The 13,485-nt window shown below is 52.9% G+C and carries 10 protein-coding genes and 1 CRISPR repeat array; all 10 genes read right to left on the reverse strand.

The genetic code is table 11. The features are described from left to right. Positions 1–419 precede the first annotated feature (419 nt). Positions 420–3,194: direct repeats of the CRISPR family, unit length 29 nt; unit sequence CGGTTCATCCCCGCGGGGGCGGGGAACAT. A gap of 92 nt (positions 3,195–3,286) precedes the next feature. Continuing rightward, positions 3,287–3,586 (reverse strand): type I-E CRISPR-associated endoribonuclease Cas2e, encoded by a 300-nt coding sequence (gene cas2e, locus GM557_RS08470; protein WP_155573906.1) that lies wholly within the window; start codon positions 3,584–3,586, stop codon positions 3,287–3,289. Next, positions 3,586–4,536 (reverse strand): type I-E CRISPR-associated endonuclease Cas1e, encoded by a 951-nt coding sequence (gene cas1e / locus GM557_RS08475; protein WP_099027480.1) that lies wholly within the window; start codon positions 4,534–4,536, stop codon positions 3,586–3,588. Before cas1e ends, cas2e begins: the two co-directional genes overlap by 1 nt. Continuing rightward, the gene (cas6e, locus tag GM557_RS08480) at positions 4,533–5,213 is read right to left on the reverse strand and encodes a type I-E CRISPR-associated protein Cas6/Cse3/CasE (RefSeq protein ID WP_155573907.1); all 681 of its coding nucleotides are present in this window, start codon (positions 5,211–5,213) and stop codon (positions 4,533–4,535) included. The genes cas1e and cas6e overlap by 4 nt, the downstream gene beginning before the upstream one ends. Beyond that, positions 5,213–5,953, reverse strand: coding sequence for a type I-E CRISPR-associated protein Cas5/CasD (gene cas5e / locus GM557_RS08485; RefSeq protein WP_155573908.1), 741 nt, complete (start codon positions 5,951–5,953; stop codon positions 5,213–5,215). Before cas5e ends, cas6e begins: the two co-directional genes overlap by 1 nt. Beyond that, the gene (gene cas7e, locus GM557_RS08490) at positions 5,953–7,023 is read right to left on the reverse strand and encodes a type I-E CRISPR-associated protein Cas7/Cse4/CasC (RefSeq protein WP_155573909.1); all 1,071 of its coding nucleotides are present in this window, start codon (positions 7,021–7,023) and stop codon (positions 5,953–5,955) included. The genes cas5e and cas7e overlap by 1 nt, the downstream gene beginning before the upstream one ends. Positions 7,024–7,063: 40 nt before the next feature. Further along, entirely contained in the window at positions 7,064–7,630 is a 567-nt protein-coding gene (gene casB, locus GM557_RS08495) for a type I-E CRISPR-associated protein Cse2/CasB (RefSeq protein ID WP_155573910.1), read from the reverse strand. After that, positions 7,627–9,138, reverse strand: coding sequence for a type I-E CRISPR-associated protein Cse1/CasA (gene casA, locus GM557_RS08500; RefSeq protein WP_155573911.1), 1,512 nt, complete (start codon positions 9,136–9,138; stop codon positions 7,627–7,629). Before casA ends, casB begins: the two co-directional genes overlap by 4 nt. 93 nt (positions 9,139–9,231) lie before the next feature. Beyond that, positions 9,232–11,757, reverse strand: coding sequence for a CRISPR-associated helicase Cas3' (cas3, locus tag GM557_RS08505; protein WP_230880656.1), 2,526 nt, complete (start codon positions 11,755–11,757; stop codon positions 9,232–9,234). A gap of 20 nt (positions 11,758–11,777) precedes the next feature. Beyond that, positions 11,778–12,473, reverse strand: a complete 696-nt coding sequence (locus GM557_RS08510) for a hypothetical protein (protein WP_155573912.1) — start codon at positions 12,471–12,473, stop codon at positions 11,778–11,780. Between the two features lie 85 nt (positions 12,474–12,558). After that, entirely contained in the window at positions 12,559–13,167 is a 609-nt protein-coding gene (locus GM557_RS08515; protein WP_155573913.1) for a hypothetical protein, read from the reverse strand. Positions 13,168–13,485: the final 318 nt, after the last annotated feature.

The raw sequence follows: 13,485 nt of genomic DNA on the forward strand, positions 1-13,485 counted from the left end.
ACAAACGTCTAATCAGTGGGTGACTTCAGAGCGGCCCCTAACGCCTGAAGCACCGGTGTCTCCCGCAAAAGCGGGGGATACCGGCCCCCAATCTCTAAAAAACTACTGCATCACAATCCATCCCCGCGGGGGCGGGGAACATTGTTGATACTATGCAGGAGCTGCCAGAATGACCGGTTCATCCCCGCGGGGGCGGGGAACATTAGTGGCGTCCGTCTGGCGTTGTTCCGGGCGTCGGTTCATCCCCGCGGGGGCGGGGAACATGCGGCTGAGAAATCAGGCCGCACACTGGCGGACGGTTCATCCCCGCGGGGGCGGGGAACATCATTTACTGCGAAGACTGTTACGCACAAGGTCCGGTTCATCCCCGCGGGGGGCGGGGAACATGCGGCAATGCGAATATTTGCAGCGTCCCCGACCGGTTCATCCCCGCGGGGGCGGGGAACATAGTGATTTAGACGTTGCAAGCAAAATTTACCTCGGTTCATCCCCGCGGGGGCGGGGAACATCAATCAAGAGAATTAACAAGCAACCCCCCGCCCGGTTCATCCCCGCGGGGGCGGGGAACATTGTTTTTAGAAAAAGACCCTCCATCAAAAGAACGGTTCATCCCCGCGGGGGCGGGGAACATAAAATGGGCAGATTTGAAACCTAATGCGCCCGCGGTTCATCCCCGCGGGGGCGGGGAACATAGAAAAATCGCCCGCAAGAGTTTCGTGATTTTCGGTTCATCCCCGCGGGGGCGGGGAACATGTCCTTTTTGCGGTGGAAAGGCGGGCTTTACTCGGTTCATCCCCGCGGGGGCGGGGAACATGCTTCATAAGCATTAGTAAGGATAGATGGGGCCGGTTCATCCCCGCGGGGGCGGGGAACATTCCAACAATTTGTAGATAAAGTCGCGCTGCGGCGGTTCATCCCCGCGGGGGCGGGGAACATCGGGTCAACTGCCTTGAAACGTGCGAGGCAGCCGGTTCATCCCCGCGGGGGCGGGGAACATCTTCTTCACTCTCATTTCTATACCCGGAAATACGGTTCATCCCCGCGGGGGCGGGGAACATTTCCATTCCCGTAACGTATGAAAATCTTTACGCGGTTCATCCCCGCGGGGGCGGGGAACATGGGAGACAGGCAGGATGGCGTTGTGATGCCCCCGGTTCATCCCCGCGGGGGCGGGGAACATATTCTAAATAAATGTTTTGAAAAAGACAGACAAGGTTCATCCCCGCGGGGGCGGGGAACATTTGTCTATGGCCAAGTTCCTGAACGAGACGGCCGGTTCATCCCCGCGGGGGCGGGGAACATCCCCGGAGAGAAAGCAGACCCTGCCAAAGGGACGGTTCATCCCCGCGGGGGCGGGGAACATAGGGGTTGTTACGAATGCGTAAATAACGCCGTCCGGTTCATCCCCGCGGGGGCGGGGAACATGTCGCTTGCAACGGTTTTTATTCTTGCGATAGCGGTTCATCCCCGCGGGGGCGGGGAACATTGGTTAGCCGCCGGCCTCTTTGTATCCAGAACCGGTTCATCCCCGCGGGGGCGGGGAACATGTCTGATAGCAACCGTTATAATATTTCCCAATCGGTTCATCCCCGCGGGGGCGGGGAACATTCATGCTAAAACGGCATTTAATCGAGGTTTTCCGGTTCATCCCCGCGGGGGCGGGGAACATGAGTTGCTCGTCTCAATCCAGAAAGGCCGCGCCGGTTCATCCCCGCGGGGGCGGGGAACATATCTCAAGGGGGTTCGTGGTAGCCTTACCCTGAGGTTCATCCCCGCGGGGGCGGGGAACATACGATATGCCGGTTTTCCGGAACGTGGTGCCGCGGTTCATCCCCGCGGGGGCGGGGAACATATTAATTATCCGGGGGTTTTATTTTATTCTCCCGGTTCATCCCCGCGGGGGCGGGGAACATTGCCGAACTGACAAGAGCAACGAACTGCCAAACGGTTCATCCCCGCGGGGGCGGGGAACATTAATGTGAAGGACGGGTGCATGGGCGTGGGCTCGGTTCATCCCCGCGGGGGCGGGGAACATAATTTGACGCAACGTTGTGCAAAACGTACTAGCGGTTCATCCCCGCGGGGGCGGGGAACATAAAGTCAAGGTTTAAGAAGCAGAGGCGGCGCGCGGTTCATCCCCGCGGGGGCGGGGAACATCTTTCGAAACTTTTGGGGAGGCGACTGATTACCGGTTCATCCCCGCGGGGGCGGGGAACATTAATGCTCTTAAGAATCGTTCTATTCCCGTAACGGTTCATCCCCGCGGGGGCGGGGAACATTTCCTTATTTCTTCTGCCAGTGCTTTTTTAGCCGGTTCATCCCCGCGGGGGCGGGGAACATTTTATTGATATGTTTAGAGATATTTCGGATATCGGTTCATCCCCGCGGGGGCGGGGAACATCATAATACAAACAAGGTCTTCCACATCCGCTGCGGTTCATCCCCGCGGGGGCGGGGAACATTAGCACGTCATCGGGCAAATGTCAAGGCATTACGGTTCATCCCCGCGGGGGCGGGGAACATACGCCTCCACACCCCTCTAAAGAATATTTGAGCGGTTCATCCCCGCGGGGGCGGGGAACATGAAAGTTGAAAAGGTATGCGATGTTTTCAAAACGGTTCATCCCCGCGGGGGCGGGGAACATGTCAAGATGGGTCTCACCCGTGGCCTCACGTGCGGTTCATCCCCGCGGGGGCGGGGAACATGAAACCTGGCCCGCGGTCAAATATTGTGTCAACGGTTCATCCCCGCGGGGGCGGGGAACATGGTATTTTTTTAATAGCGGCGGGAATTATAGGCGGTTCATCCCCGCGGGGGCGGGGAACATTCTGGCAACCGTCTGGCCCTATGACACTCTCCCGGTTCATCCCCGCGGGGGCGGGGAACATGTGCTGGTTTATAGTTATTCTCAAATAACGTGCGGTTCATCCCCGCGGGGGCGGGGAACATCTCTCATTTCTATATCCAGAAATGCTCTCCTCCGGTTCATCCCCGCGGGGGCGGGGAACATTTTTCTCCGCTGCTGCTGGGCTTGGGAGGTATCGGTTCATCCCCGCGGGGGCGGGGAACATTCTTTTTGTGTCCACGCCTTAACCCGAACAAGCGGTTCATCCCCGCGGGGGCGGGGAACATTGCAAAACGAACGAGCATGTCAGTCCCCGGCGCGGTTCATCCCCGCGGGGGCGGGGGGTTCATCCCCGCGGGGGCGGGGAACATACTTCTTAAAACCAACTGTATTATAAATCTTTTTCAATTGTCAAAGAGCGTACCAACATAAATTATATTTTAAGAATTATCACCTCCCTCCTGTTCCGGGCGAAACGAGACAAGCTCTAACCCATCAAAATCAACGGGCATGCGGCGGTTCCGCCCTGCGGTGCGAAAGGCATAGCCTTGGTCGTTAGGCACATGCCAGACCATGACAGCATCTCCCAGCCCTAAGCCAGCGAGCACTTGCTCCCATATCATCTCCCGTGTGCGAGCGGAGTAATCACCCACATAAACACCAGCGCGTATCTCCACCAACCAAGCGGCGAGACGACCACGCAAGCGTGGCGGAGCATTCGTAACCACGACAACAAGCATTAGCGGTGCCCGGGGTCGCCAAAAGGTTCATCCTCAAACGCGACGGGTACGGCCTCTGGCGGAGGGTCAGGCCGAGGCAAGCCACCAGCGGAGAGAACCTCCTCTATGGTAGGGATAATCTTCTGCAACAAACGCTCTTTGCGGAACTTATCCCGGCAAGCGAGCCTTACGGCACGATCTGGTGCCATATCCAACCGGCCCCGCTCTGCTTTACCCGCAATGCGAAAAGCCTCTGGTATGACTGTATCCATCTTAAAAATATCAGCCACATCATACACAAAGGAGAGCGGCTTCCCACTATGGAGAAACCCCACCGCTGGGGCATAACCAGCGGCCAATACAGCGGCCTCGGACAAACCATGCAAGCACGCTGTCGCGGCGGAAAGACATCGATTAGGAATATCGGAGCCATCCCAATCTTTCCGGTCATAAGAGCGGCGTTTCCAGCTCACGCCATATTGTGCCGCCAAAAGAGCGTACCCTTCCCGCACGCGCGCGCCCTCAATACCGCGTAATTGCTCGACCGATCGCCGTGCTGGTGGGTCCTCCTTAAAGCGCAGCTTGTACATTTCCCGCACAACGCGCAAACGCGCTTCGTCATTCAACGCCAAACTTGCTTGCCAGAGCAGGCGATCAGACCGCGCTCCGCCGGGTTGGCCAGCCGAATATAACCGTACCCCCGCCTCACCTACCCATGTGATGAGCGTCCCCACACGCGCGGCTAAACATACTGCTGCGTGAGAGATACGCGCCCCCGGCTCCAGCATAATACCTGCTAATCCACCAACGGGGATTTGCGTCCGTGTGCCATCTGCATTCACAGCAACGAAGGCACCATCCAGCACATCAAGTTGGGCACGCTCAACAAAGATGAGCGAAGCACGGTCTTTAAGCGGGATGGGCTTTGGCGGGGCAAGACCGGGTAACCCACCCTTCCCCGCCCCACTCATATAACCCGCCGGATGAGCATAAGCCCACACCCAAAGGCCTTTGCGCGGCCAAAGCCTTTACCCATCCTCTCCAAAAAAGCTTGAGGGTCCGTGACCTCTAACTGCCCTGTCAGGTCCAAGATACCGAATTCTGGCTGCTCTTTGCCACGCCGTTTATCAAAACGTGGCAGCCGCTCCACACGGTAATCCTCAACCTGCATATTTTCCAACACAAAGCCAGCACTCTCACCTTGGCGGGCAAGCCATGCTTGGCCCTCTTGCTGCGCAAGGCCCATACGCTTTGCTGCTCGTTCCTCTTTCGCCACGGGATAAAGCGCATCCAACACAACATCAACACGCTTGCCCGTATCACGCTTCATCCGTGTTGCGTTGACTTGTAGTTGAAAGCGCAACCGGTCCCCCGCCTGCAACTGAGGGGCAAAAGGCTTGACCACCGGTTTTTCAAAAAGCTCATTATCATCCCGTGGTGGGCGCGGCGATAAAGTGATAAAGCTCCCATCGCTCTCTGCCCGCCAGAGGAAATCCCGCTTTTGGTCGGGGTCTGTCGCAAAAGCAGACCATAACATATTATGCTGAGCAGACCGCCTGTGTCCCGCATCGGGCTGTTTTAACGTATCCTCCAAAACACGCACGACAGGACTACGCGAGAGGCGAATACGGCTTAAATACCACTCCATTAGCGCGCCTCCCCCTTTGTCTCTCCGGCTATTTGTGCCTTAATCGACACCGAGCGCAGAGCAACCTCGCGCGCAGCAAAATGCCAGCGTTGCCGGTCTAACGGCACATCATGCACAATCTCACGCGGGGCGTGTTCATCACTATGCGCGCCATCCACCACGAGGGTGCGTGCCTCTAATTTGCCCTCCTCCCCAAAGGACGAAAACCAATGTGGCACCCTCGGCACTATTATATGCCCCAAAGCGTCCTCCACCGTATCCGCTTCTACGATTTGCGGGTGTGGTGGTGCAGCAAGCGGGCATGATTTCCGCCCTAAATAGAGCGTAAAACACGGCTTCTTTAAGGCAGCTTCTATAACCTTCAAGCCTTCACCCTGTACGGCGATGCCATAGAACACCCCCGCCCGGTAGTCACGCAGCGTAATGCTCGTCTCTACCTTGTCCCCCGCAGCTAACAAAGCCTCCGGGCGCGAATTGGGCTTCTTCACCGCAGCGGATGGCACAGCTTGGATTGTATGAAAATCCCGCACCCCCTCACCGCTTGCAAAAATCGCCACATCAATCTTCAACGCATCTAACAGCGAGAAATCACCATCACGCGGAATGCCTAAAGCTGCCCCCATCAAACCAATAAGGGCGGAGCGACCGGGCCAGAGCAGCGACCCGCGCCGCTCATGCCCGGCAAGTTCGCCCATCGCCCCAAGAGAGGCTGCGAGCGAAAACACCAGATAAGAAGACATCACGCACCCCGCGCGGCTTCGCCTGCAAATGCAGCAATCTCTTCCAATGTCGCGCCATCATCATGACCAACATGCAGCTTAGCTTCTGCCTCCCAGCATGGACCATAGGCTCTATCAATCGCCTCACGGGTAGCTTCCAATTTCGTAACGGATTCACCCAGCAAGTCCTTGCCTTCCACAGCCTTAAAGAAGGCACCAGACAAATCACGCGGGGCTTGCTCGCCACGCTCTGCCAAAATGTAATGAGCGCGTGGATGATGAGCAAAGCTGTTCTGCTTACCGCTAGGCGTCGCTTGCGCTAGACCTTTTGCCAAGGCCTCCAACGCTTTAACAGCAAGCTCTTTATCACCCGCTAGATTTTCAATCAAAAGGTCCACATTCACGCAGACATAGTGATAGAATACGCCAGAGCCAAAACCGGTCTCGCCAATATGCGCGGCCCCCGTCTCATCTGCTTTATTGAGGTCATCCACCGCAGAGAACCAGTCTTCTTGCTCTATAGACCGGTGCGTCGTAAAAGCGTGAGCCACTTGCACAGCGGCATCCCGATTGAAGTCCGCATCAGAGGCCAGCATACGTCCAAACATAGCCACATCCACCGCACCATCAGCATTCCGAAGAACCCGGTTTTTAAGGTCTTTATCCTTCGGTAATTTCTCACCTGCAGCCGCAGATTCAGCCAATTCATAGGCCAATTTCTGTTCTTCTGGAGAAATAAAAGCTAGTGTCGTAGCAAGCTTATCGCCGGACTCTTTCCCTGCAGATTCTAATTTACCGAAAATACCCGCAACCTCTTCAGCAGTTTTATGAGCAACCGCCTCTTTGATGCCACTCTTCACCAAATGTTCGACCAACTTACCGTAAAGACGCTTCGTCCGCACCCCCATATGACCCGCAAGATTCTCCGCAAAGAAGGCACTCTCCCGCAACGCGCGCTTGATCGATTGTGAGGAGTGCCGCAAACGCGTCTCACCACCAATCACAGCCTGCTTCGGCCGCCCCATATCGTCACGATTAGGATTAGATGGGCCGTATGTCGTCAAAAGGTGGAATTGTACAAAAACAGTCATGCTAAAACACTCACTCTATCCATCAGGTAAAAACAGAAACTCAAGCTTGGCTAGGCTCAGCCTTCTTTTCAGAGTCAAACGGAACCCCGAAATAGTCCAAACACCAGCGCGTACGCGTTTGATCGCCCCAAAACATCATATCCCCTGCAAGGCGCGCCACATTACATTTCTCATCCGCCGAAGTGACGGCACGCCGCAATAAAGACGCGACCTCATCTCTCTCTGCCGTGATTAATTGCTTAAAGCGCATATGCGACATCACAGGGGTTTCATCTGCGCCCTTTAACCGCTTTGCTAAGCTATCGGGCACATTGTGACGCACAAAGCTAATAACATGCAGCGTCTGAGCAAAAGGCTTTAGCTGATGCTCTCCTAAACCCAGCGTAACAACCAGCCTAGAGACGGTCGGCTCAAACAAAATATCAGGATATGTACTGCGGCGTAACCGCGCACTTAAGGCACGCGCTGCACTTTGCCGTGCGTCACGACTACCCGCTTTTTGGGCTTTACCCTCCGCCTCATCCTCAGACTGGCCCTGCACGCGCGGGGCGATATAATTCCTCCACCATTGGAAAATTTCCTCCCCGATTGATCGTTTCTCACTCATGCCGCTTGCCCCTTCTTCTGCGCTTTTGTTGTAGGAACAGGAAGACCTAACTTCTGGAACAATGAAGCCCCTGTTTTTTTGCCATGGCCATGTAACGCTATGCTCAAGAACTTCCGCGCCTCTGCGATCGCCTTCATCTCCTTCATGCCACGCTCAGAGAGTCCTGGTTTGGCTAAGACATCAAATTGAGACAAAGCTTGATCCCGCATCTCACCCAACCACGCCTCGGCAGGGTTACCACCTTCGGCTATGTCGCGAAAATGCTCATAAAAAGCCGGTTCCGTCTTGAGATAAAACTCCTCCCGCTGCGCGTCACGCGCTTCCCCTTTATCCAAAAGAGACGCTAAAGCCTGATGCAGCATAGAGGCCACCATCTCCGCGGCCTCGATGAAACGTTTCACACGCCTTACCGCTTCAGCCGAACAAATCTGCATTGGTTGACGTGAAAAAATAAAATCTAGCGGGCTCATATTACTCATAGCCCAACCCGCGACGATAACAGACACTTGCTTCCCTGTTGGTCTGTCCATCCCGTCCCATTCTTGAAGAATTAAAGCCCGATGCTCTAAACCCTCTTCATCCTCACGAGAAGGTTTCCCTACAATAAGGACACCCAGCCAATTACGGTACCCAAACCGCCCCGCACGCGGGTGCCGGGGAAGTGGCATTTCTCCGGACTTCATACGATAATAAGGACTAAGAGGATGCTGCCACCCTTCATAATTCGTCCCGTAAGGTTTTTGGATAACCCCCGTTATCCCCTGTTCATCCCCTACAAGACGTAGGCGGCGGGGCATGCCAAAAAAGGCTTCAACCGTAAAGGGAGGAGCCTTCTCATCCTTACCATCATTAGGCCGTACAGGCCCCTTCCCCTTCTCTGATGTTCGAGTCGGGCGCATCCACGGGAGGTCCTTCATCATAGAAGGCTGGCCGAATGGCACATTCAACCACACTAAATCCCACAATGTTTTGCCGGGGTCTAAAATCGTCACGAGCGGGCCACCACCACGCATAGAGGTCCGATTCCCCGCACCACCAGCAGGCGCAAAATCCTGCAAGGTGTAAAGAGCCATGGCCGCTTCTGGCAACGTCAAACACTTATATCGATGCCGGTGGACCATAAGGTCCAGATTTTTCCGCATCGTCTGGCCGCCAGCACTATCGATAAATAACATATCAACAGGATTAGGCGCACCATCAAGCTTGTCATAATCCTGCAAGAAACGCGGCCCATCCCCCATTAAAAAGAAAGCCGGAGCATAAGCCTCCAACGCGGTCTTTAATCCCTCCGGGTCGGGCTTTGTACGTGCCTTCCAATCCTTCTTATCAGAAGGCGGGGTTGCCATATAAACAAGCCCAATTAATAGCTCCAGGCACGCAACGTTAAAATCAGGCCTAGGCCAATCGGGGAATAGTACATCACTCTCCGCTATTTGCCACGGGGCAATCACCCGGCGGCCCTCTTTACATTTTACAGGAATCCACGGATCCGTGATGAGATTCAACAACGCTAAGCCCTCACAAACTATTCAAACTAACCGTAAAGAGAAATCTTACCCAGCGATAGCCACATAGTCACAACGCTGAGTTGATAATAAATACTATCTCTTTTCATCCTCTTTATTGTAGAATACTAACCCGTTATCTCTGTCATAATGCAGTCCCGCACAAATATCGCCTTCAGGCTCCTGCACAGGGCATAGCGTAACGCTGGCTTGCCTCCATTGAGGCCAGTCTTTCTTAATAGCCTGAATCGCTGGGGCAGCTTGGTCTGGCAATTCAAGGTGCGCTACTTTAGCAACCCGCACAGAAAGCTCCGATAAGTGCCATAAAGCCTTCTCATCACCATTGGTACTGCCATCAGCCTGCGCCCAAGGGCGTAAGCCTGCCTCTGTATAACGCGCTAACATTAATGTTCTCGTCTCATCACCCAGACGTGTCGGATAACACGCATCATCCGCTCCATTGCCAGCCTTACGATAGCCATCCCCTAAAGCGACAATATTTTGATAAGCTAAATTATTAGCCGCTGAATCCTTGCCCCATCTTTCATTTTCCGCATTCTCTAAAACGGGCGGTACCGGCTCGGCTTCATCCCCATGGACAGCCTCAATAAGGCTCCGCAAGCCTTCTGGAGCTTCAATTTGCCCCGTGCGGAATAAAACAGAGGCCGTTCTCCACATATCAGGCAGGGGGTACACCCATTCCCCCTTACCCAAAGCCCCTTGTAGCCAACGCTCGCCCTCTATCACCGCAGGGTCAGGTGAAAGAACCTTCAAGATTGGTGCGGGCACGGGCCGATTTGCGGCAGGACGACGGTCCATATGCCGCCATAACCGCCCGACACGCTGTATTAGAGAGCCCATAGGCGCAAGGTCCGAGACCATGACATCAAAATCTAGGTCTAACGATGCCTCAACAATTTGTGTCGAGACCAAAATAAACCCGTCACGCCCAGTGCCATCACGCCCCACGCGGGAGAGAACCTCATGCTCCAAACACTTACGATCGCATAACGCAAAACGCGCATGCAAAAGCCGCGCCTCTATCCCTTGCTGGCGCAAAGCCTCTACCGCGGCAATAGCATCATCAACCGCATTGCGCACCCATACACAAGCCGCCCCCTTTGCCGCACATTCAGCAAGATAATGTACGGCTTCATCCATAGTGCCGAGACGCTCTACCTTTACCGGGCCTTTTTGGGGACGTTCATCCGCTGCAAAAGCAGTAACGGCCTCACCACCTGCTACGGTTATCGCGGGGTAGGCATAAGACTGCGCCTCACCACCATATGTGGCCAGTAATTTTTCCCGCCACGTTAAAGGCAATGTCGCCGTTAATAAAATGGCCGAGCCCCCCATCGCCCGATGCATTTTCAACAAAGCCACTAGCTCTTGCGCGATATAAGGCTCACCCATCTCGTGAACCTCATCCACCACTATAATTTTTGAGGATAAGCCATAATGCCGCAATGTTTGAAACCGCACGGGGAGAACCGACAACAACGCTTGGTCAATCGTCCCGACACCAACATCTGCTAACAAAGCGCGCCGGTTATCATGGGCCAACCATGCAGAACTCGTAGCCTCATCATGTGGTACATCCTCGCCCGTGCGGCTTTGCCCCAACACTAAATCTTGAAAAGGGACCGAAAGACCCGCCCGCCCATGCGCAAGGGTAAGGGTTGGCTTGTCAAACATCTTACCAACGCTTTGTTTAACACGCTCAAACATCGCATCGGCCGTTGCCATAGTGGGGAGGGCAAAAAACAACCCTCGCCCCTTCCCAGCCAAAGCCATACGTTGCGCCAAAAGCAATGCCGCTTCCGTCTTACCTGCCCCAGTTTCTGCCTCCAAAATGACCAAACTAGGACCATCCGGCAAAGGCACATCAACACACGCGGTTTGTAGCGGACGCAGCGCAAAGGAAAATAACGCCTCATCCCGCGCGCTTGTGCTGCCAAGCCCTACCTCCTGCACAGCTTTACGCGCTGTCTCACGGGCTTTCTCTAAGTATACTTGCGGCTCCAACCCCGGGGCTAGCGGAGGAAAATAAAATGTGTTCGACCCAACCCAATCCGCCGCTGTGCAGAAACCCGGTAACCACCATGATAGGCGGATAGCATCCTCCTCATTCAGCTCCGCTAAAGAGGCTTCAGGCCAAAGCGTACGGAATAGTTCTAAAACCTCCGACGCACTCTCCGCTCCCTCACCAAATTGTTCTAAACATTCATCATACTTATCCCCTTGCAGACTCACTTTCGGAGGACGACCATGATGCCCGGCTATGGACGCGTATAAACAACGCCGGACATCCTCCTCACCACCAAGCCATTCCTCCAAATACTCATCTTTTTCATACAGGAAGATTTCTGTGAGTTCCCAATGCCGAAACTCCTGAGCTATCCCCTCCCGCAACATAGCGCGAAAGCTCTCGCTAAACTTACCGAGGTCATGCAACCCAACAAGAGCTACAAAAGCCTGTTTAAGAGGCGGTGAAAAGGGGAAAGGCTCAATAAGCACTTCCGCCACTGCTGCGACATCAAGGAGATGATAAAGCGCGGGATGCTCAACATCGCTATCAGGGAGAGGGCTTTTAGCAGGCCACTCCATAACAGACTGCATCATACCCTCTCCCCATTATGTATTTATTTTGCTTGAACAGGATAGAGAAAACTATCCATCAAAAAGGGCGTAATTGAAAAGACAAAAATATTACGATCCCCAAGCTTGGATGATTCTTTTGGTTTATCAAACGCGTACCCGGTCTCTACATTCTTCAATTTAAACGTATATTGCTTACTGAAAAACTGATCACTCTCGCTAAAGGGCTTCGCTGAGGCGTTAAATGTAAGCTTTACGCTTTTATCTTCTGCCTTAAATGCTTGTGCATCGAAGCTAAAAGCCATCTCTGAACTATCAATCTTACCTTTATTATTGTCGGACATCTGTACAGGCAATGTGTTAAAGGGCGTCACATCCTCTGCCACTTTCTCTATGTCATATCCTTGATTACGAATCATATTGATAAAAACACGCTCACGCATGTTCCGGCCCTTCCAAAACTCCTCTTTAGTTGCCGCCGTAATAGAGGTCGTCCCAGCAGGAAGAGCCCTAAAGGTCTGCACCAAACCCAAGGCTTGCCGAATATCCTTCATACTCGCCCGTGCTTTCTCTGCTGGTACGGAGATGCGATACACCTCCACAACCACCAGCGCGCTAGCCTCTGTCCCAAAACCGGAGGGCTGATTATCCGCCGCCGCAATCTTAAACATACCATCAGCCTGCGCTGGCATGGCACTTAATGAAAGAATAAGGCCCAATAGATAGATAAGTTTTTTCATCTCAACATCTTCCCTGACACATCGCTCCATATTAGTAACAAACCTACTCACAGCCCTTATATATGTCCAGAAAAGAGCAAACACATCACATTGATATCCCTTCTTTTTTAAGAACATCATGCAAATACGCGGTTAACGCTGAATTAGTCTCCTTCCTACAAACAAGAAGACGTATAAATATTTTTATGATCATTAGAAGAGATACTAAAAGAAAAATAACATCTCCCCCTATAGAAATAACAAAATCTGAAATTAATAACGCAATAACATATAAAATTACATATAATATGAACTCCCTAAAAAGAAATCTAACATAATCACCTGCTATAAAAATGGATTTTATCCCAAAATAAGCACTTTGCTGCGAATTAATATTATACAGCATCAAATACGTGCTGTTAGGGTCTCCCTTTTTCCCTCCCCGTATCAAAATAGCTTCCTGTCCATCCCGACATTTAAACTTTATATTACCAACATGCACTTCCTTCCCATTGGGTGAAACGATCCAAAAGGTTTGATACCGCCTTATAAAAGACGATACCCCCCAATCTCCATTTCCCACATTACGAGACGAAAAGGAGTTACCCTGATTATGAGAAAAGAATGTTGTTTCATGCCATTGCTTTTGCCCACGAATAACGCCCCTCTGATAATCAAACCAGACGGGCGTGCCCCTTATCATATATTCCATCATCTCTATTCCTTATTAGAACTCACTCTATAAACTATTCCTGAAAACAAAATAAAATCAACACTCTTATAGGGTATACTTAAAATCAAAAAGGATCGAACTCACTATTTTAGCAAGTGATAACCTAAATAAGGAAAACTTATACTGTGTTTATACAAGAGTAAGCTTCATCAGATTTTACTGACCTGCAATGCGGGATAAGCTTATCACAGAGGCAAGGCTATGTTTTAGTGGTGTGTAGGTTTAGGGATTTATCTGGGATTTGTGTGTGGTATTTATTGGATGCGGGGGTAGGATTTGAACCTACGACCTTCAGGTTAT

It is taken from the genome of Bombella sp. ESL0385, assembly GCF_009725755.1.
In the GTDB taxonomy this organism is placed as follows: Bacteria; Pseudomonadota; Alphaproteobacteria; order Acetobacterales; family Acetobacteraceae; genus Bombella; species Bombella pollinis.

Bases quoted from the DNA above. Each gene is read 5' to 3' on its own strand.
- cas2e (WP_155573906.1), bottom strand. From the start codon at position 3,586: ATGCTTGTTGTCGTGGTTACGAATGCTCCGCCACGCTTGCGTGGTCGT.
- cas1e (WP_099027480.1), bottom strand. From the start codon at position 4,536: ATGAGTGGGGCGGGGAAGGGTGGGTTACCCGGTCTTGCCCCGCCAAAG.
- cas6e (WP_155573907.1), bottom strand. From the start codon at position 5,213: ATGGAGTGGTATTTAAGCCGTATTCGCCTCTCGCGTAGTCCTGTCGTG.
- cas5e (WP_155573908.1), bottom strand. From the start codon at position 5,953: ATGTCTTCTTATCTGGTGTTTTCGCTCGCAGCCTCTCTTGGGGCGATG.
- cas7e (WP_155573909.1), bottom strand. From the start codon at position 7,023: ATGACTGTTTTTGTACAATTCCACCTTTTGACGACATACGGCCCATCT.
- casB (WP_155573910.1), bottom strand. From the start codon at position 7,630: ATGAGTGAGAAACGATCAATCGGGGAGGAAATTTTCCAATGGTGGAGG.
- cas3 (WP_230880656.1), bottom strand. From the start codon at position 11,757: ATGATGCAGTCTGTTATGGAGTGGCCTGCTAAAAGCCCTCTCCCTGAT.
- GM557_RS08510 (WP_155573912.1), bottom strand. From the start codon at position 12,473: ATGAAAAAACTTATCTATCTATTGGGCCTTATTCTTTCATTAAGTGCC.
- GM557_RS08515 (WP_155573913.1), bottom strand. From the start codon at position 13,167: ATGATGGAATATATGATAAGGGGCACGCCCGTCTGGTTTGATTATCAG.